Raw genomic sequence first — 21,742 nt, 5'->3', positions numbered from 1 at the left:
TTTCTAAAAGAAAATCACATGTTTAGCAAATTCATTCAAAGACCAGTGCTGTCGATTACCATTTCGATAGCTATCATATTTCTGGGCATACTTGCGATCCTCTCGCGACCTATATCTCAGTTCCCCGAAATCGCACCTCTTAGGGTTAATATTTTTATTGCCTATCCCGGTGCAAGTGCCGAGGTGCTCGTGAATACTACCTTGATCCCATTAGAACGCGCTATCAATGGTGTCCAAGGCATGCAATACATCACTTCAGATGCTACTAGTGCAGGTGAGGCCACCATTCAGATCATCTTCGAACCGGATGTAGATCCCAATGCAGCAGTAGTCAATGTAAAGACAAGGGTAGATCAAGTGATGAACAATCTACCACCACTAGTGCAGCGAGAAGGAGTCGTAATCACACCGATCCAACCAAGCATGCTGATGTATGTCAACTTGTACAGTACGGACAAAAATGCTGATGAAAAATTCCTTTATAACTATGCCAGCGTCCATTTGCTCCCCGAGCTTCAGCGAATCAGTGGCATGGGCAGAGCACAGATACTTGGAAGTAGGCAATATGCCATGAGGGTTTGGCTGAAACCAGACAGGATGCGAGCATACAATATTTCCACTGAGGAAATCCTAAATGCGATAGATGAACAAAGTGTAATTGGTAGACCTGGAAGGTTAGGGCAGGCTTCTGGAAAGACAGCTCAATCTTTAGAATATGTATTAACCTACTCTGGAAGATTCAATAAACCAGAGGAATATGAACAAATCATCATAAAAGCCAACCCTGATGGTGAAATATTGAAACTTAAAGACCTCGCAGAAGTAGAGCTTGGTAGTGAATTTTTTGATATTTATTCAAATAAAGACGGCTACCCAGCTGCATCTATTGTCCTGAAGCAAAACTTTGGAAGCAATGCTAGTGAACTGATCGGTTTGGTAAAGGAAAAACTGACGGAAATGGAAGCAGATTTTCCTCCAGGCATGGCTTATGAAATCAACTATGATGTATCCAAGTTTGTCAATGCTTCCATCGATAAAGTTCTTCACACCTTAGTCGAAGCATTTATTTTGGTGGCTATTGTAGTGTTTTTATTCTTGGGTGATTGGAGGTCCACCTTGATTCCCTTGATCGCTGTGCCTGTTTCATTGATTGGGGCATTCTTCTTTATGCAGGTGTTTGGTCTTAGCATCAATTTGATCACCTTATTTGCCTTGGTTTTGGCTATTGGTATTGTAGTAGATGATGCCATTGTAGTAGTCGAAGCAGTACATGCCAAAATGAGTGAGGAGGACCTGTCTCCTTTCTATGCAGTAAAAAAAGTTCTTGGTGAGATCAGCGGTGCCATCATTGCTATTACCCTAGTGATGACGGCTGTCTTTGTACCGGTAGCATTTATGACTGGTCCTGTTGGTGTTTTTTACAGACAATTTGCAATTACCATGGCTAGTGCTATTGTACTCTCCGGCGTAGTTGCTTTGACATTGACACCAGTGCTATGTGCTATGATTTTGAAAAGCCATCATCATGGTAAGGAGAAGCACCTTTCCCCTGTGACGCGCTTTATCAATTGGTTCAATGGGAAATTTGACAAGCTTACTGACAAATACACTAAACTCCTACTTTTGATAGTCAATAGAAGGGTAATCACTTATGCCGTCCTTTTGGCATTTGGTTTTGGAATATTTGCAGTAAGTGAAGCACTTCCGACAGGTTTTATTCCGAATGAAGACCAAGGACAAATCTATGCCATCATCCAGACTCCTCCCGGCTCTACACTAGAAGTCACCAATGAAGTATCAAGACAACTTCAATCCATAGCAGAAGAGATCGATGACATACAATCAGTATCATCACTAGCAGGATACGAAATCCTCACAGAAGGTCGCGGATCTAATGCGGGTACATGTATGATCAACCTCAAAGATTGGTCTGAACGTCACCATAATGTCTCAGAAATCATAGAAGAATTAGAAGAAAAAACAGCCAATCTTGGTGCTGTTATTGAGTATTTTGAACCACCCGCTGTACCAGGATATGGATCATCCGATGGTTTTTCTTTGAGAATGATTGACAAAAACAGTACGGTTGACTATCAGGAGTTTGACCAGGTCAATACCGAATTCATGAATGCGCTGAACAAGCGACCAGAATTGTCTGGGCTTTTCACTTTCTATGCCGCAAATTATCCGCAGTTTGACCTGATCATTGATAATGAGTTAGCAATGCAAAAAGGTGTATCCATCGGTAAAGCAATGGAAAATCTAGATGTTTTGATAGGCAGTACTTATGAACAAGGATTTGTGAGGTTCAATACATTCTACAAAGTATACACACAAGCTGCTCCGGAATACAGAAAACTCCCTAAAGATATCCTTGATCTATATATCAAAAGTGAACATGGTGAGATGGTCCCATACTCAGCATTTATGCGAATGGAGAAAAAGCATGGCCCCAATGAAATCACGAGGTTCAACCTGTACACCTCATCATCCATAAGAGGCGTACCTGCGGAAGGATATACCTCAGGAGATGCCATCAAAGCAATTACCGAAGTAGCTGAACAAACCCTTCCTAACGGCTATGACATAGCGTGGGAAGGTCTATCTTATGATGAATCACGAAGAGGGAATGAAGCCATATACATTTTCGTAGTAGTCTTGATATTCGTCTACTTAGTGCTTGCTGCGCAATATGAAAGCTTTATCATTCCGCTAGCTGTGGTATTCTCTCTCCCACTGGGCGTATTTGGCTCATTCCTTTTATTGAAAATCATGGGTTTGGCCAATGATATTTATGCCCAAATAGGGCTTATCATGCTTGTAGGTCTGTTAGGAAAAAATGCCATCTTGATCGTAGAGTTCTCGATTCAGAAGCGATTGGAAGGGGCAAGTGTATTTGATGCAGCTATTGCTGGGGCCAAGGTTAGGTTCAGACCTATTCTCATGACTTCCTTTGCCTTTATGGCAGGATTGATTCCTTTGGTGATAGCTACTGGCGCAGGTGCAGTAGGCAACAAAACCCTGGGAGCATCTGCTCTTGGAGGGATGTTTTTCGGGACACTATTTGGTGTAGTACTCGTTCCTGGACTGTATTACATCTTTGGTAGTATTGCTGACGGTCGTAAGCTCATCAGAGACGAAGACCACAATCCTCTCAGCGAAGATTTTGTCACTTCCAATGAAGCGAGCAAATGGAGAAAGAAATTCCATGCCCTCAAACTCGCCCTCAAAAACACCAACTTTAAAAGAAGCAATCATGAAGCTTAAGCTAACTATAGGAATAATGTTCCTTCAAATAAACTTATTAGCATTCTCTGGCTGTCAGAGTTTGGACTTACCTTCCAAAACAGTGAATAATGAGACTCCAGCGAATTATGGGGTAACAAATGAACCTTCCACATCGGACATTCCTAATCCCATAAATTGGGAGTCTTATTTCGACGATCCAAATTTATCATTGCTCATCCATGAAGCTCTCAGCAACAACCAAGAACTCAATATGGTATTGCAAGATATCATCATAGATCAAAATGAAATTAGGGCTCGTAAAGGTGAGTATCTACCTTCTGTCAGCTTTCATGCAGGTGCAGGTTTTGATAAAGCTGCACGCTATACTCCTCAAGGAGCTGTTGAGCATCATTTGGAAGTTAGACCCGGTGTACATTTCCCTGAACCAGTACCTGATTTCATGTTTGGAGCCTATGCTTCCTGGGAAGTAGATGTGTGGAAAAAATTGCGAAATGCTAAGAAAGCTGCTCTTACAAGATATTTGGCTACTGTAGAAGGCAAAAATTTCTTGATCACGAATATAGTTGCTGAAATTGCTGAATCTTATTATGAATTGATTGCCTTAGACAATATGCTAGAGATCATCAACTCAAACGTGCAGATTCAATCCAACGTATTTCAAGTGATTCAACAACAAAAAGAAGCTGCTAAAGTGACTCAACTTGCCGTGAATCGCTTCGAAGCTCAAGTACTCAACACCATGAATCTTCAATTCGAAGTCAGGCAAAAGATTGTAGAAACAGAGAATAAAATCAATTTCCTTGTAGGAAGGTTTCCTCAACCTATTGAAAGAAACTCGTCAAAATTTCTCACTTACGACACAGCCGAAATTGAAAGTGGGCTACCTTCAGATTTACTTGAACACCGTCCAGACATTCGTCAAGCTAACTTACAACTTGCAGCTTCAAAACTCGATGTGAAGGTTGCCAAAGCCAATTTCTATCCATCATTTGGGATCCAGTCGGGTATAGGTTTCCAAGCTTTCAATCCATCCTTTCTCATAAATCCTGCTTCACTGCTATATGGGCTTGCAGGAGATCTAATGGCTCCACTTGTCAATCGAAACGCCATCAAAGCGGTGTACTACAATGCTAATGCTAAACAGATTCAAGCTATTTATGATTATGAACGGACCATCTTACAGGCCTACGTAGATGTGGTAAATCAGCTCAATAAGGTTGAGAATTACAATAAAAGTTTTGATATAAAATCTAAAGAAGTCGCCCTATTAAATAAATCTACAGCTATATCCAACAACCTATTCAACGCCGCAAGGGCTGATTACATGGAGGTCTTACTCACCCAAAGAGAGGCTTTGGAGGCCAACATGGAACTTCTAGAAATCAAACTCCATCAGCTCCATGCCAAAGTAAGTCTGTACAGAGCATTAGGTGGTGGGGTTTAGATTTTAGGGAAGAGATTAGAAATAAGAGACAAGAAACAAGATATAAGAGACAAGAGACAAGAGATAAGAGACAAGAAATAAGAGACGGGAAATAAGAGACAAGAGGCTAGAGACTAGAGAGAAAGAATTCTTACCTTTTGATTCTTTGTTGTTTCTTGGAATTACTTGACACTTTTCTTAACTTCTTTCAAGAAAATCAACCCCTACGGGGTTGGTGCTTTTAACCTTGACTTTCATCTTTGATCCCCGAGTCAAAACTCGGGGATTCTGAATATTTAACCCCTTTCGGTTTTTTTTTCTTCCTAAAATCCTGTCCTTATAAGGTCTGCAATTCCCTTTAATTCTTCTGGGTTAAGTTTTAGCTTTGGTCGAGTAAAATTGATATCATCCATTGTCCTGAGTGGTACAAGATGGATATGTACATGTGGAACTTCAAGACCTATCACAGCCACACCTACACGAGTACATTTGATGGTTTTATCAATAGCCTTAGCTACTTTTTTTGCAAATATGTGCAAACCTGCAAGTACATCGTCTTCAAGATTGAAAATATAATCCACCTCCAGCTTTGGTACTACGAGCACATGACCTTTGACCAAAGGCATGATGTCCAAGAATGCTATAAAGTGATCATCTTCTGCGATGATTTCTGCGGGGATTTCCCTATTGATGATTTTTGTAAATATTGATGCCATAGTTCAAAAATAAAAAATCCCGAAGGTAAACCATCGGGAAAGTAAAATTATTAATAAGTGATTTCTAACACTTCAAATTCCAATACACCTGCAGGCGCATTGATCTGAGCGATCTCACCAACTGATTTGCCATTCAATCCTTTGCCAAAAGGTGAAGCTAAAGAGATTTTTCCTGCCTTGAGATCTGCTTCTTCCTCTGATACAAGGGTGTACGTTACTGTCATACCATTTTTGACATTTTTGATCTTCACCGTTGACAAAATCCCCACTTTGGAAGCATCCATCATTGCACTATCCATCACTCTAGCATTACCAACTACAGCTTCTAGTTTAGCAATCTTCAGCTCTAAGAGACCTTGAGCATCCTTGGCTGCATCGTACTCTGCATTTTCACTTAAATCACCCTTGTCTCTTGCTTCTGCAATTTGCTTTGCAATGTCTTGACGACCTCTTGTTTTCAGGTCTTGAAGTTCATCCTTCAATTTTTTCAGTCCTTCTTCTGTATAATATTGTACTTTTCCCATGCTTTTTATTTTTTTCTATGGCTATGAAAAATAAAAGAACGGTCTCAAAATTGAAACCGTTTCTCTTATGCTATTGCGCTATGTTGATCACAAAGATACAAAGATTGAATAGAGAATGCAATTATATTCTACAAATCATCCTTCGACCTTAAATCTTCGTCAACTTAGGCTTGTTGGTTAACTGAAATTATTATGCTCTTGTTTCGTGCTTCCGATTCTGATTTTCTTCACCAAGACTTGATTTATTTTTTCGTAGGATTGAAATGTCCATCCAGCTATATGTGGACTGAACAAGACATTTTCCCTTTGCGCAAGCTTTTCGAATGACTTCTTTTGGCTGATCGAAAAAGTGTCAAACTTCTCATTTTCCAATACATCCAAAACTGCTCCTCTTATAATCCCACTTTCCAATGCTTCATTGAGAACCTCAAAACTAATCACTTCTCCCCTTGCTGTGTTGACTAGGTATATAGGCTTTGCAAATTTCTGTAAAAAATCTAGGCTGAAAAAGCCTCTGGTCTCTGAGGTCAACGGGACATGAATACTAAGTACATCAGCCTCTTTCTGCAATTCTTCTAAATCTACTTCGTCGATGAAGCCATCTCCGAATCCTTTCTTGTATTTGTCATAAGCCAGAATTTTCACATCAAAACCTAATAGTTTCCTCGCAAAGGCTTGCCCCATATAGCCAAAGCCAAAAACTCCAACTGTCTTACCTGAAAGTTCCTCTCCTCTATTGCCTTCTCTATCCCAAATCCCCTTTCGAACCTCCCTATCCGCTTTTTTGACATGATTGAAAAGCGCAAGCAGACTGCCAATGGCTTGCTCTCCCACAGCGTCACGGTTTCCTTCTGGAGCATTATAAAGTTTGATTCCTCTTTCTTCCAAATAGGAAAGATCTATTTGGTCAAGACCAGCCCCTGCCCTACCTATAAACTCCAACTTTTCGGCCTTTTCTAATAACGCTCTATCCATCGGCGTCTTTGATCTTATGATTAATCCATCATAAGCACAAATGCTTTCCAAGATTTCTGACCTGTTGATTTTTGGTTTGTAATCCACCAAAAACCCCTCATTTGTCAATAAGGGGATGATTGATTCGTGCATCTCGTCGATGATCAAAACTCGCTTTTGCATGGATAATTTCTTTCAAATGGTTCTAAACATTAAAAATAATATATTTCATACAATCAATCATCATGCTTGATTTTGCTCCACTATTCAAAAAAATCAGTTAAGATTATAATCAACTCATAAACATGATGATTACTATTCTCCTTTAGGGCTCAAGATTTTTAATTTGCTTTTAAAATCTACCTAAATTCCAATATGATTTTTGTACCAACATTGATCTCACTTTGAATATGCATTGTCCCGCCATTTTTTTCGACATAACCTCTACAAAGGGCCAATCCCAAACCTGTACCACTTTCATTATTGGTACCATAATTCGATATCAGGTCATTGTTTTGCAACTTAGAAAGTGTGAAATGATCCATTCCGATTCCATTATCATCGATTTCAATTTTCAATAGCTCCCCATCTCTGAAAGCCTTGCATTTAATCATTCCTCCTTCAGGAGTGAATTTGATAGCATTTGATATCAAATTTCTCAACGATATCTGAATCATTTGTCTGTCAGCTTCTAGATAGAGCTCCTCATCCATTTTGATTTCAATTAGCTGTTTTTTTCGATCTATGGCATACTGTAGAGAATTCACGATCTCGACAAACAACTCCCTCAGCTTAAACTTGATAAGATTAAGGGACTCGCCTTCTTTTTGGCTGAGTGCCCAATGCAGCAAGTTTTCTAGGGTAATTTTTGCTCTTTTGATCTCAGAACTCAATTGAGGCATGATCTCCAGTAAATCTTCTTCGCTCAATTGTTTTTCATTGATCAGGTCAGCCACAGTCACCAGAGAACTTACTGGACCATTTAGATCATGACCAATGATGCTAAAAATCTGATGTTGATGATCATTCATTTTCTTCAAATTTTTTGCAAGCTTCTTTACTTCTTTGTTTTTCTGAAGTAATATCTGATTACGTTTTTTAGATCCCTTTAGATTTTTTGAAACGACATAATATAGCGTCACCAATGTAATCGTAAGAATTACAAGAAGTATGATAATCAAAACCTTTTGTTGATTGCTTTTTTCTTTTGTTTTCAATTCAAACTCAAAAAGTTCCTTTTCCCGTTCTATGATCTTACTACCTTCCAATCTGGCTATTTCCAGCGTTTGTTCATTTTTTCTCAATGAATCCTTGTATTCAAAATACATTTTGAAACTATGCAAGGCTCCTTCTATATCACCAGTATCCTCTTGTAAAGTAGAAATGGTATGATAAGCATCTGAAATATTGAAAATAGAGCCTGATTTTAAAGCATTTGAGAGAGATTTTTCTGCATAATCTAGCGCTGCTCGTGGATTTTCAGTGACTACATAATATTTTATTTGGCTTGTATATGCGTAGGACAAGGTTTCAAAATCAGAAGTTTTCTCAGCGACTTCAAGCCCCTTATCAAAATATTTTTTCACTGAATCCAATTGACCATTTGCACCAAAATTATTACCTAAATTTAGGTAAGCATTCGATAAGTATTCATATTCTTTTGTTTGCTCCAAATCTCTAATCGCCTCATAGAAAATAGGTAAAGCTTCACTAAATGAGCTCAACCTATTGATAGCCAAAGCTTTATTCAACTTGTAATTTGCCATTTGGACGATGTCCCCCGAGTCCGTGGCTATATCTATGGCTTCTTGATGATACTTCAGTGCCAAAGGATAATCCCCTTCCCTGAAATATACCAAACCGATATTATTGCTGGTACTTGCTGAAGATCCATAGAGCTTTTCTTGATCAAAAATCTTTTTTGCTTTTAGATAATATTCTATTGCTTTACCATGATTTGATTTTTGATAATGATATACACCCATATGAGTATAGCTTTTGGCTATACCGTTTTGATAATTCAATTCCTGACTTGCTTTGAGGTTGATATTGGCATATATAAACAATGAATCGGGATGACTTCCCCTAATATCAAAAGCATGGTCATGCAAAGCATTTATTTCCTCAATGGTTTTAGGCAGTTTAAATACTTTGTTAGTTTCTGGTTCTGTGATACCTGAAGTTTGGATGTACAATACCAATGAACAGATTACTGTAATGGGCAACAAGAACATGTGCGGACGGGTGATAAAATGGGGTAATGAAATTGGGAATGATTGGGCTAAAATAAAACATTTGATTTAATATCTCTTTAAAAACAAACCATTATTATTTTCAAGAAATGGTCAATGGTGATATAAGCGTTTGAAAAAAGTTAAACTTCTATAGATCACTCATTTTTATCTTAACCAAAGTTCATTTTTTCTTTACAAAACTTACCACAACTATGATGTTGATTTTGGGAATTCAGCTTGCACTTTTGATGAATACGATGAGTGATTTACATTTTCATTGCCTTCTCACATCATCCAAATAGGGAATCAAGTTCGTAAATCCCAATAACTACAATCAAACAGGGTGATCCGAAAACCTAAAAAAGAGTAGGAAACAACCAACTAAATTTAACCAACATGAAATTCCAAGAATTGACTTCAGAAGAATTGAAAACAGTAAATGGAGGATTATTAGGTGGTCTTTTGGGACTAAATAGACGTGGAACTTCCTCGTCACAAGCTTCACTTATTGGAAATATAGGTATCAACCTTAACTTATCATCAACTTCTCAAGAAGGTGATCAATCATCTTTAAATGTAGGATTGAGCCTCAGTGACATCGGTATCTTCAGTAGTACAAGCAGCCAATAATCACCCAGAGCTAGCGGTAATTTACCGCTAGCCCAAATTTTTATAGCTATGAAAAAGAACCACAACGACATATTTCCTCCCGAGATATTGGAAAGTACTACGAGCTATTATTTCAAGCGATATGATTCAAAATCTATCATATTGTATCAAGTAGTTCTCGTTTTGTTGATCTCCATCTTTGTAGGCATTTTCGTCATCAAAGTAGATGTCAATGTACAAGGTGTAGGAATGATAAAGTCCGTAGAAAACAGAAATCAATTACGCTCCATTGTCACAGGAAGTATAGATTCTGTATTTGTATCAGAAAATTCACGGATAAAGAAAGGCCAAAAAATCTTCTCTGTGAAAACCAATATTTTGGATGAAAAATCAGAAAGTACCAAAAGGCTTGTCAAAGAGTATCAGTCACAAATGAGCGATTTGAATTTCTTGATTTCTAAGACCAATAAATATGACTGGGAAAATATTCCCAGATTATCCAATCCTAATTTCCAACAAGAGGCTAATTTCTTTTTCCAAAAGCTCAACGACATCAAAGAGCAGTTTGAGCTGGCAAAGAAAGAGTTCAAGCGATCAGAATTACTGTTCCAATCTGGTGCTATTGCCGAGGCAGAGTTTGATAGGTCCAAACAAGCATATGAAAGAGCAAAAAACACCGTACTTGCATCTTACTCTCAGCAGGCAGCTTACTGGCAAGCCAATTTGAATCAAATCAGGCTCTTGTTTCAAGACCTTCAGTCAAAAAATGTACAGATTGATGAGGAGATCAAGTTCTATTCCGTGGAATCACCGATAGATGGATATATTCAGGACATCAGGCAACTGTATCCTGGAGCAAGTGTAGCTGCTGGAGAAACCCTCGCTGAAATCACACCTGATGGTGCATTGATCGCAGAAGTATATGTGCAGCCAAAAGATATAGGCTTCATCAATCCAAACACCCCTGTGAAATTTCAAGTGGATGCATTCAATTACAACGAATGGGGATTCTTGGAAGGGAAGATTGAATCCATTTCCAATGATGTATTTATTCAGCCTGATGGCAAACCTTATTTCAAAATCAGGTGTGAGCTGCCCAAGGAAGAAATGAAGTTGAAAAATGGCTACACAGGTCAGCTACTGAAAGGCATGACGGTACAAGCAAGATTTAGTTTTACAAGAAGGAGAATCATCAATTTGCTATTCGATAAAGTAGATGATTGGGTCAATCCAAATTTAGCCAATAAGTAAGTCTATGTTCAGATTCAGTAGTTTCAAAAATAGAGATTTCAAAAGAACAGAAATACAGCAGCATGATCTGACTGATTGTGGAGCAGCATGTCTAGCCGCAGTATCAGCTTACTATAAACTGGAAGTTCCGATAGCTAAAATCAGACAAATAGCCTACACAGATCAAAAAGGCACAAATCTCCTTGGTATGATCGAAGCTGCCAAACAACTAGGTTTTGATGCCAAAGGTGTAAAAGTAAGTGATGATCAAATTGCGGAGCTACCTGGACCTTGTATTGCTCACGTAGTAGTAAGAGGCAGACTACACCATTATGTAGTCATCCTCAAAACGACCGAAAAAGAAGTCACCATGATGGATCCTGCCCATGGCAAGATACAGACTGTGAGTGCAGAAAGCTTCTTCACCATTTGGACCAATGTGATTTTGCTACTTGAGCCTGGTGAAAGCTTTGAGGAAAAAAATGAAAAATACAGTGTAGCCAAAAGGTTTTGGTTTCTACTCAAGCCGTACACCTTCATCTTCACTCAAATCTTGATTGGTTCAGTATTCGCTGTGATCCTTGGACTTGCCACATCTCTATATATCCAAAAGATCATCGACAACGTCATTCCTAATGACAATGGCAACCTGCTGAACTTGATGGGCGTATTGATGATTTGCATCATTCTTTTTAGTGCTATCCTTGGACATTTCAAGGGAATACTGACCCTACAAACTGGTCAAAAAATAGATGCAAAACTGATCTTGGGATATTACAAGCACTTACTCAATCTCCCTCAGCAATTTTTCGATAATATGCGTACTGGAGAAATCATCTCTAGGATCAACGATGCAGTGAAAATCAGAGCCTTTATCAATGATGTAATCGTAGGCTTCGTGGTTAACATCTTTGTTTTGATATTTTCATTCACATTAATGTTTATCTTCTATTGGAAGCTAGCACTTTTGATGATCGTGGTCATCCCTTTGTATATTGTTATTTACATTTTCTCCAATAAAGTAAACAAGAAAACTCAGCGAGAGCTAATGGAGAACTCCGCCGACTTGGAAGCACAATTGGTAGAGTCACTCAATGCTGTAAGTACTATCAAGCGCTTTGGAATAGAAGATTATACCAATATCAAGACAGAAGGTAGGTTTATCAACTTGCTGAAATCCATCTATGAATCAGGAACTAACTCCATTTGGATTGGTAACTTAAGTGGACTTGTGACTTCGGTCTTCACTGTCGCATTACTATGGATAGGAACTTCATTTGTATTGCAAAATGAATTGACTGCTGGTGAATTACTTTCCTTCTATGCTATCATGGGGTATTTCACTGGACCTGTAGCTTCCTTTATCAGTATGAACAAGACTATTCAAGATTCTTTGATTGCTGCTGATAGGCTTTTTGAAATTATGGATATTGAGACTGATGACAATGAAGGAAAAATCCAATTGGATGAAAGTCAAATAGGCAATATCGCTTTCAAAGATGTCGTCTTCAGCTATGGATCCAGAAATCAGGTTTTCAATGGACTTGACCTTGAAATAGAAACTGGAAAGTTTACAGCTATCATTGGTCAATCAGGTTCTGGAAAATCTACCCTAACATCTATCATCCAAAAAGTATATCCAATTACCTCTGGAAGGGTGTACATTGGTAATCAAAACTTAGAATACATTCACAGTGGATCACTCAAAAAAATGATCGGTGTAGTACCACAGCAGATCCATCTATTTGCAGGAAATATAGTGGAAAACATTGCTGTGGGAGATTTCTACCCTGACATGGACAGGGTGCTTAGCATCTGTCAAGACCTTGGAATTTTGACATTTATAGAAGCCTTGCCACAAGGATTCAAAACATATATAGGTGAAAATGGTGTAAGTCTGTCTGGTGGTCAGCGTCAGCGACTCGCTATAGCACGAGCATTGTACAAAGACCCTAGCATTTTGATTTTTGACGAAGCTACATCTGCCTTGGATTCTGAATCAGAAGCCTTCACCCTGAAGACCCTTCACAACCTCAAAGATCAAGGAAAAACGGTAATTATGATAGCACACAGATTATCATCTGTAGTAGGTGCTGATCAGATTCTTGTAATGGACCAAGGGCAACTGATCGAAACAGGAGCTCATGAGCAGCTGATGGCTGACAAAGGTGTATACCATGAAATGTGGAAAAAACAAATGCCTGATTACAAACTAGAAGACAACAGTTGATTGCCTTATGCTAAACTACTTCAAGAATGAACCACTTGACCAAATACCTTTTCTTGTTCTCACTATTGATCACTCCTCTGTGGTCGCATGCTCAATTTGATAGGGAATTTGCATTAGAGATTCCCCTTCAAGAAAATGTAAATAACGCATTAAATGCAATAGATGAGAACCTAAATACCTTTGCTCGAATCACCTCAAGCACGGGTGTAGCTCTAGGAATAGGTGCTAGTACTGGAGTGCTGGAATTGGGTTTCCCAAGCGTGCTACCTGCCAATACACTGGTATTTATAAAAGTAGATTTCGATATCAATATATTAGAAAATCTTCTTGGAGGAACTTCAGGTGGACTGGGGAGTAGCCTACTTGATAATGGGTTGTTTGGAAATCACACTTTGCAAGTTCAAGCTAGAAATGGAAATCAAGTTGTTCTATCTGGTTCTACGGCCAACCCAGAAGACTTTGCGGGTGACAATCTTCGCATAGTTGTAGACGAAGAAAGAAACTTTTATGTACAAATCCGACCACAACAGGAATTTCAAAGTATTAGGCTGACGGATAGAATCAGTGCCCTTTTGGGGCTTGGTAATAGTGCTTCTACTGATATATTTGGTGTGTTTATCATACCTCCAGACCATGATTGCATTACATCAGCATTTACTGGTATCAATTTACAAAACTTCAATCTATCCAACTTGCTTGGAGTACAGCCTGCCTTTGATGTCGAAAATATATTACAACCAGGCACCACTTCATACTCAGAACTAAACCTCACATCCAACAATTCAAATGCAGTCATAGAGCAGTTTGTAACGCTATCTAAAACTTCTGATGGAAACACAACATTTGAATTGACATTTAAATTTAGTGACCAAAACATTGGAACCGCTGACCTTCAAAGAGTCTCGATAAGAGGCTTTGAGGTGAACAGTTTGCAGTATGAAGAGAAACTTTCTGATTTGATTTCGGAGGAAGCTATTGATTTATTACAAAATGGAGAATATGTATCGGTGCCATTTGTAGTAAATGGCCCAGTGGATAGGTTATCTGTATCTTATGCAAGAGGGAATGCAGGACTAGTCGAACTTCCAGCACTTCAACTGGCTCATATAGCATTCAGCATCAACCCACCAGAAATTTCTCCCGAACTACTCCCTATTTTGGTTTGTACAGGAGAAACAGCATCCTTGACAGCCAACGTACCAGACGGCTTGCTCCTTAGATGGTATGAAGTAGAGACAGAAGGTATTCCTTTAGCCGAAAACCCAAGTGCTGTTCCATTTGTAACCGAGGAGATCACTGATACAAAAACATATTATGTGTCTGCCTATGATCCTGTCTGCGACTTAGAATCGAAAAGATTGCCTATAGAAATCAATGTTCAGGAGGCACTTGATGAAGTAGTATTAACTATCACTGGAAATGAGCAAAACATTTGTGCCGGAGATGATGTAACCCTCACTCCTACTTTTACATCTGGCTTCCCTGATGATCAGGCAGAAGTTTCTTTCTCTTGGTTTTTTGATGAAGACCAAATCAATGAAATCAATGATGGCTCAACATTTGAGGGTGCGATTTTTACAATTGCAGAGAATGGAGCACTTACGATAAGTAATATAAACCCAAGTACAAGCCTAGAAATGCTATACTTGGTGGTGACGATCAACAGCAACTGCGAATCTTTGCAACAAACATTCACCACAGCGCTGACATTTTCCGCCGATTGTACGACGTTCTCTATCGAAAAATCGGTAGATCAACTAGAAGCTAAAGCTGGCGAGACAGTCACTTTTTCAATCACCGTTACAAATGATGGAACATTGCCTATCACAAACCTTGTGATCACAGATGTGCTTTCAAATTTGGTGACTTACATAGCTTCATCCAGTACAGTGCAACTACTTGACAACCATACGGTAAATTGGATTATCAATGCTTTAGCTGTAAATCAATCCATCACTTTGACCATAACCGTAAGACTTGTTGATGATATTCCAATGAACACCATTATCCCAAACACTGCCACTGGTCAAATTCAATCTGATACAGAAATCATCAGTTCAAATACAGTAGAAGTTCTTGTGATTGGAAATGATGATGGAGACGGAGAAAATCCTATCGAGGATGAAAACACCACATTGAACATTTCCAAATTACTGACAGATGAAGGTGAAATCAATGTCGGATCCATTCTTAACTATGAAATCACAATAACCAATACTGGTGAAGCTCCTGCATTGAACATTAACATTTTGGACATTCTTCCTGTAGAATTGATTGCCATAGCTGCAAGTGACGGTGGTGATATTGATGGGCAAAATATCCATTGGAATTTGGAAACTTTAGCTCCTGGAGATTCTAGAATCTATAGCATTCAAGCAATGGTGCAAGATGGTGCTACACAAGTCTCTAATGCCGCACAGGTATCTGGTGATAATTTTGACACTCAATCTGATCAAACTCAGCCTGTGCCTGTAGTAGGTGATGATGGAGATGGAGACATCAACTTGTCTTTCGAAATGCTCAAAACGGTCTCCCAGCCCAACGTTCAAATAGATCAAGTATTTACCTACCAGATAGAGATTCTCAACACTGGAGATGAGATTGGTTCCGAATCAAACTTGATCGTAATAGACACTTTACCAGAGGAAGTAATCTTTGTGAGAATTCTAAGTGGCACGACCCAAGTTGAGTTCGACCAAGCTACCCAGACGCTTCGATGGAGTATACCAGGTTTGGCAAGTGGAGAAAGTACTTCAATATCATTTGAAGTGAGGGCTGCACAAGCATCAGCCTCAGTTGTAAACACCGCTTATCTGATAGATGACAGTAGCTCCATTCCTACGGTATTAGCATCCTCCAGTGTTGCTCATGATCAGTTGGAATATAAAATAGCAAATATGGTCACTCCTAATGGTGACGGAAGAAATGATACTTGGAAAACCCAAGGATTAGATAGCTTTTTAGCATTTTGGGAAGTTTTGATCTTCAACAGGTACGGAATTGAACTATACAGATCAGCCAATTACGAAAATGATTGGGCTGGTGATGGATTGAATGCGGGCACATATTTCTACCAAATCAAAGGGAGAAAGCCTGATGGCCAAGAGGTGATTTTGAACGGATACATAACCTTAATCAAATGACCATGAAAAGCAACTTGATCAAACTATTCATAAGCATGATTGCTCCTGGACTTATGTTCATTTTGACCATTGAGGATAGCTATGGTCAACAAATCCCTCAGTTCAGTCAGTACATGTTCAACCCCATATTTATCAATCCTGCCTATGCTGGCTACAAAGAAAGGCTCTACATCCAAAGTTATTACAGGACTCAATGGACGGGTATAGAAGGAAGTCCTACGACCATGGCACTTTCTGCTGATGGATTTCTAGAAAAAAGCCAATTAGGCATAGGCATGTACGTGATGAGTGATCAAATTGGCGCAAATAGAACAAACACATTCCAATCAAACATCGCCTATCACCTTCAGCTTGGTGAGGAACAGTTCCTAAGCTTTGGGCTAGGTTTGGGCCTTATCAATTCCCGATTGGATGAATCACTACTCGATGGCATAGATCCAGAGGATCCTGCCAGTCTTTCGGGCAATACTAACTTCCTCTATCCTGAATTAAGGGCTGGATTATTCTACTATGATGAGACATTTTTTTTCAGTTTAGGTGCTGAAAATATTGGCTCACTCATCACCAATCCTGACCGAGGTGACTTCCTTATTAATAATGATGTCCATATCAATCTGTATACTGGCTTTTGGTTTGACCTAAGCAATGAAGTCACTATGAAAAACACCCTGCTTGTGCTGGATGACTTTCGTACACCTGGGCGCATTGATTTTAGTTCAACCTTCCTGTTTTACGAGCAACTTTGGCTAGGATTGACCTATAGAAGAGCTATAGATTATGCAAATAGAGTAGATTCAGAAAATCTTCGAAATAGTAGTGCTGTAGTTGCTATAGCTCAATTTTGGATGACCAATGGATTGAGAATAGGCTATGCCTACGATCACCAGATCAACGGAATCAGCGTGGGTGCATTCACTACCCATGATGTATCAATAGGTTTTATATTTCCTGAAAAAAGAAGACGGATCTATTCCCCAAAATACTTCTAATAAAAATGAAACGTTTTCAAATATACATACTCACTATACTCCTTTTTTCAGTAGGGTTTGTCAATGCCCAAGTTTTACAAACTCAGGAAAAAAGGAAAATTGCCGAAGCAAATATTGCTTTTCAAAATAGCGACTATCTTTTGGCGATAGATCACTTCAAGTCTTCCTTGAAGATAAAAGAAACCAAAGAAGCGATTCAGGGTCTTTCCCATTCTCAATATCAAATCAAGAATTTTGAGGCTGCTGTAGAAGGCTACTCCTACCTCAGGTCTAACTATGAGCTTTCTACAGAGGACATCATACCATTTTTCGAATCATTGGTAAGACTTGGGGATTTTGAGCAGGCTAAGACGCTATATCAGTTTGCGAAATTTACCAATAGGATAACTTTAGAAAATCAAGAGCTGACCAAAATGCAAATGGTTATCGAAAAAAACCTCAATCAAGTCAATAGTGGAATCGTTGATGAATTGAGTACGTTCACAAATTTGAATTCTAAATACCGTGATTTTGGGTTAAGGATACATGATGGGTATCACTATTTTGTCTCCAATAGACCAAACAAATTCTTTGCTGGAACTGGAAATCCCTACGAAAGCTTAAGTTTCAAGGCCTATCGACAAGCATCAGGTCAAAATGATGGCATTGTAGAACAAGTCCCTTTTATCAAAGATAAGATCCAACATGGCAGTGTTACCTTTTCAGACCAATTTGTATTCTATGCGGCAAGTCAAGTTGAAGAAGCTTCAGGTATCAAAAAACTACTTTCGAAAGATGAAGATGCCTCATTTCCAGAAATTTTCTTCAGAGAAAAATTAAGGAATGGTTCATATGGTCCTGAGAAAAAACTCTTCAACAAATCCAAAAGGGAATTCGCAATGATCGATCCGTTTTGGGATGAAGAAAGAGGGTTGCTCATCTTCTCCTCAGATATGCCTGGTGGTAGTGGAGGATTGGACCTGTATAGCGTCAAGTATCTGGGGGATCTCAAGTGGTCTGATCCTGTAAACTTGGGATCAAAAATCAATAGTAAACAAGATGAACGAAGCCCTTTTGTAAAGGCAGGTATTCTCTATTTTTCGAGTAATGGGCAAGGTGGATATGGTGGATATGATATATTTAGCACCAAAATCACCGATAATCAATATAGCAATCCAGAAAATCTATCTCCACCAATCAATTCTCATGGGGATGATCTTTTTTATGGATTATATGAGAAAGAAGATGAAGAAATAGCTGTACTCAGTTCCAACAGAAGCGGTGATGATGATCTGTACTACTTACAGAATGCTTCTAATCAGCAAGATATCATTCAGGTGAGGTTGTTTGACATGGCGTACAACACCCCCATTCGGGATGAGAAAGTTAATATTTCCAATACAATTGAAAGCAAAGAAATCCTCACCAACAGTAATGGTGAACTTCAGCTATCGCTACAAAATGATCTAAAAGACAGTATTGAAGCTAAATATCTCCTTGTTGCAGGTTTCGAAGTATTAAAAATTGATTTACCAGATAGCCTTGACATCAATACAAAACTGAATCTGGGTTTGAACAAAATCAAGGCTGACTCAAAGCTTCTTTTCAATAGTGGATTTACCTCCAAAGACCAGCTATCTTTGGAGGTAATTGAAGAGGTGCTACATGTTTTATTTCTGACACTGAACCATAACCCAAAGCTGAAGATAAAGATACTAGCTCATACAGATTCCCGCGGTACTCCAGCTGCCAATAAACGGAAATCCGACAAAAGAGCCACAGCAGTGAAAGCCTATTTGAGAGAAAAAGGGATCGAAGCCTCAAGGATAACTGCCATCGGGCTTGGCTCTACGAAGCTTCTCAATGATTGTATACCTGGCCTACCATGCAGCGACTCCGAGCATATAGAAAATGACAGGATTGAAATTGAGTATGTATTAGAAAATTAGATTACTTGAAACCAGCGCGATTACACCGAAAAATAATACCCAATCCCTTTGATCGTAATGATCTCTACGCTACTCAATGATTTGGAAGATCAAATCAAAATCTTAAATCTTGGAGGTAATTTTAGGTATGATTTCACCTGGAAAGAATACATCAACTTTGGCTTAGCAGCCAATATTAGTAGACAAAACACCGCTTATAATTTTAACCCCCAACAAAATCAACGATTTATTAATCAAAGCTATAGTACTGACTTAGGACTAAACTTTCTTCAAAAATACAGCTTCAATACCAAATACAATCTACTGCGATACAATTCTCAGACCTCCGATTTTGACGAGTCCATACCACTACTCAACATCTCCCTAAGCAGGTTTGTACTCAAAAACAATATGGGTGAGGTAAAACTGTCCTGTGACAACTTATTGAATCAAAACATTGGTGTAGCCCAGCGAGCGGATGTCAATTTCATAGAACAAACTGTTACCAATAACCTAGGAAGGTTTTATATGCTAAGCTTCACTTACAAAATGAACAACAATGCCAACCCACTAGGGAATATAAGAAGAACCGGTTCACCTACCATGATGAGGATAACGAACTGATGTATGAAAAAAACTGTCTCATCATTTATCATTTGCAATGATGAGACAGGCTATAGCATCGGGAAAAGATGATCTATTTTATATTATCTTTCCCAAAATGCAGGTGGCGCTATCCCCAAGGATCTAAGATACACATAAGCCTGAGCTCTATGATGAATTTCATTGTCGATGAAATAAAGTAAATTGCAATAGCCCTTGTTTTGATACATCCCAAATGCAAGTACATCTTCCTGAAACCTTTCCAGAGGAATTTGAGACCACCAGTAATTGATATCCTCCGTGGCCTTGTCCCAAAAAGAAAGTATCTCTGACTTGCTTTGACCAAGATCAATTTCCTCATCAAGTTGCTCCCAAGTGTCTGTAGCGAGACCTTTTGCTCCTGGTGCCGCAATGGCTATAAGTTCTTTGATCATGATAGCAAAAGGCCTCATGCCACCTATGCTAAAAGAGAAAAACTCATCCTCTGGGAAAGCCTCAATCACTCTCCTCGTCAAGGCCCTGTGTCCCTGCCAATGCTCCAAGAGTTGCTGTTGTGTCATAAGAAGTGTTGATTTTGTTGCGGATGTAACAGAATTTGAATCTTTCATGGTGTTTTATTTTTTGTGAATATTAAATAGGTATTTGAAGACATATTAAGTATCAGAAATAAAACATGATGCATACCCGTCATTAAAGCATCATGTCCCATTTGATTTTTGACTTGATTGATAAAAGTCAAATACCAAAAATCCTTTCCTCATTTACTGTTTTATTTGATTTATTTCACAAAAAAAAGACATGAGAGTGACAGCCTTATGTCAGTAGTATTTAGAAAAATTCATTTTGTTACTTAATTTTCAAAAATATTTCAGCTTCCAACCTCAGTAAAATATGAACCGGCTCGAAAGACTAACCGCCATTCTAACACAGCTTCAATCTAAACGGTGTATCAAAGCTCAAGATATAGCGGATAGGTTTGGTATCAGTTTGAGAACAGTATACCGAGACATGAAGGCATTGGAAGAGTCAGGAGTGCCCATTACCGCAGAGGCTGGTATAGGATATACCTTGGTAGAAGGATATAGACTTCCGCCTTTGATGTTCACCAAAGAAGAAGCACTTTCATTTCTGGTAGTTGAAAAAATCTATGAGAAAATCACTGGAAAAGGAATGAATCAAGACTTTCAATCAGCCATGATGAAGATCAAGGCCGTGATGAAACATGCTGACAAATCAACCCTTGAAGATGTGTCTACTCACATTGAAATCATGGAAGGCTTCTCCCCTAGCCAACCTTCCGACAAGCAAATTGGACTTCACCCCATCATCAAAAGTTTAGCAAGTAAGAAAAGGTTGATCATCGAATACATCACATTCTTGAAAGAAGAAAGAAGTCGTCGAAAAATTGAGCCAGTTGGTATATATTATGCTTTTGACAGGTGGTACCTTATCGCTTGGTGCGGGCTAAGAAAAGCATACCGCACATTCCGAGTGGATAGGATACAGCAAATAGAACAGACGGATGAAGAATATCCCAACAGGCATCCTTCACTCAAAACCTACCTCAATCAGCTTCAAAAGGAAGAGACTTTGATTCAAGTAGTCATTCATGTATCCAAACAAATAGCCAAATACTTAAAAAGCCAAAAATTCAATCACGGATTTGTCATGGAAAAAGAAATGGAACATCATATTGAAATGACTTTCATGACAAGTTCATTGGAGGGAATACTTCGTTGGCTTATCATTTTTGCTGACGACATCAAGATCATCGAACCGAAACCACTCAAAGAATTGATGATAAACACTTTAGAATCAATGATTGAAAATATGAAGAGGTGAATGCTTGCTACGCACTTATCTCATTAGCAAATTTTATTAGGTGTAAACTTTTCCAAAGTTAGATTACATGACAAATCAAACACTTTGTA

General features: G+C 38.7%; 15 protein-coding genes. 10 read left to right on the top strand and 5 right to left on the bottom strand.

Features of this window, described 5'->3' with window-relative positions; genetic code table 11:
* Window positions 1-18: 18 nt before the first annotated feature.
* Together MM214_RS04895 and MM214_RS04890 are read left to right on the top strand one after the other, a co-directional pair.
* The gene (locus MM214_RS04895) at window positions 19-3,267 is read left to right on the top strand and encodes an efflux RND transporter permease subunit (protein WP_241292672.1); all 3,249 of its coding nucleotides are present in this window, start codon (window positions 19-21) and stop codon (window positions 3,265-3,267) included.
* The gene (locus MM214_RS04890) at window positions 3,257-4,693 is read left to right on the top strand and encodes a TolC family protein (RefSeq protein WP_241292670.1); all 1,437 of its coding nucleotides are present in this window, start codon (window positions 3,257-3,259) and stop codon (window positions 4,691-4,693) included. The genes MM214_RS04895 and MM214_RS04890 overlap by 11 nt, the downstream gene beginning before the upstream one ends.
* Window positions 4,694-4,995: 302 nt before the next feature.
* Here MM214_RS04890 and MM214_RS04885 read toward each other — a convergent pair whose 3' ends face one another.
* From MM214_RS04885 to MM214_RS04870, 4 genes are all read right to left on the bottom strand, one after another.
* Window positions 4,996-5,388: an HIT family protein gene (locus MM214_RS04885; RefSeq protein WP_241292669.1), complete on the bottom strand. Its 393-nt coding sequence runs from the start codon at window positions 5,386-5,388 to the stop codon at window positions 4,996-4,998.
* Between the two features lie 50 nt (window positions 5,389-5,438).
* Entirely contained in the window at window positions 5,439-5,912 is a 474-nt protein-coding gene (gene greA, locus MM214_RS04880) for a transcription elongation factor GreA (protein ID WP_241292667.1), read from the bottom strand.
* 177 nt (window positions 5,913-6,089) lie between these two features.
* Window positions 6,090-7,049 carry a 2-hydroxyacid dehydrogenase gene (locus MM214_RS04875; protein ID WP_241292665.1) on the bottom strand — a complete coding sequence of 320 codons (960 nt, stop codon included), beginning with the start codon at window positions 7,047-7,049 and terminating at the stop codon, window positions 6,090-6,092.
* A 176-nt stretch (window positions 7,050-7,225) separates the two neighbouring features.
* A complete protein-coding gene (locus MM214_RS04870; RefSeq protein WP_241292663.1) occupies window positions 7,226-9,100 on the bottom strand; it encodes a tetratricopeptide repeat-containing sensor histidine kinase in 1,875 nt (624 codons plus the stop codon).
* A gap of 396 nt (window positions 9,101-9,496) precedes the next feature.
* Between MM214_RS04870 and MM214_RS04865 the strand changes: the two genes are divergently transcribed.
* The 7 genes from MM214_RS04865 to MM214_RS04835 are packed head-to-tail and all read left to right on the top strand — an operon-like array spanning window position 9,497 to window position 19,832.
* The gene (locus MM214_RS04865; RefSeq protein WP_241292661.1) at window positions 9,497-9,730 is read left to right on the top strand and encodes a bacteriocin; all 234 of its coding nucleotides are present in this window, start codon (window positions 9,497-9,499) and stop codon (window positions 9,728-9,730) included.
* A gap of 48 nt (window positions 9,731-9,778) precedes the next feature.
* Window positions 9,779-10,960: an HlyD family secretion protein gene (locus MM214_RS04860; RefSeq protein WP_241292659.1), complete on the top strand. Its 1,182-nt coding sequence runs from the start codon at window positions 9,779-9,781 to the stop codon at window positions 10,958-10,960.
* Between the two features lie 4 nt (window positions 10,961-10,964).
* Complete coding sequence (locus MM214_RS04855; RefSeq protein WP_241292658.1) at window positions 10,965-13,169, top strand: peptidase domain-containing ABC transporter; 2,205 nt, start codon at window positions 10,965-10,967, stop codon at window positions 13,167-13,169.
* A gap of 26 nt (window positions 13,170-13,195) precedes the next feature.
* Entirely contained in the window at window positions 13,196-16,312 is a 3,117-nt protein-coding gene (locus MM214_RS04850; RefSeq protein WP_241292656.1) for a T9SS type B sorting domain-containing protein, read from the top strand.
* 2 nt (window positions 16,313-16,314) lie between these two features.
* Window positions 16,315-17,301, top strand: a complete 987-nt coding sequence (locus tag MM214_RS04845) for a PorP/SprF family type IX secretion system membrane protein (protein ID WP_241292655.1) — start codon at window positions 16,315-16,317, stop codon at window positions 17,299-17,301.
* Window positions 17,302-17,306: 5 nt separating this feature from the next.
* On the top strand, window positions 17,307-19,229 hold the full coding sequence (locus tag MM214_RS04840; protein ID WP_241292653.1) for an OmpA family protein: 1,923 nt from the start codon (window positions 17,307-17,309) through the stop codon (window positions 19,227-19,229).
* 57 nt (window positions 19,230-19,286) lie between these two features.
* A complete protein-coding gene (locus MM214_RS04835) occupies window positions 19,287-19,832 on the top strand; it encodes a hypothetical protein (protein WP_241292652.1) in 546 nt (181 codons plus the stop codon).
* A gap of 83 nt (window positions 19,833-19,915) precedes the next feature.
* Here the strand turns inward: MM214_RS04835 and MM214_RS04830 are convergent, their stop codons facing one another.
* Window positions 19,916-20,419 carry a DinB family protein gene (locus MM214_RS04830; protein WP_241292650.1) on the bottom strand — a complete coding sequence of 168 codons (504 nt, stop codon included), beginning with the start codon at window positions 20,417-20,419 and terminating at the stop codon, window positions 19,916-19,918.
* A gap of 283 nt (window positions 20,420-20,702) precedes the next feature.
* Between MM214_RS04830 and MM214_RS04825 the strand changes: the two genes are divergently transcribed.
* A complete protein-coding gene (locus MM214_RS04825; protein WP_241292648.1) occupies window positions 20,703-21,653 on the top strand; it encodes a helix-turn-helix transcriptional regulator in 951 nt (316 codons plus the stop codon).
* Window positions 21,654-21,742 lie beyond the last annotated feature (89 nt).

The organism is Belliella kenyensis (assembly GCF_022549675.1).
Lineage (GTDB): Bacteria > Bacteroidota > Bacteroidia > Cytophagales > Cyclobacteriaceae > Belliella > Belliella kenyensis.
This window is presented reverse-complemented; position numbering and strand designations above follow the sequence as displayed.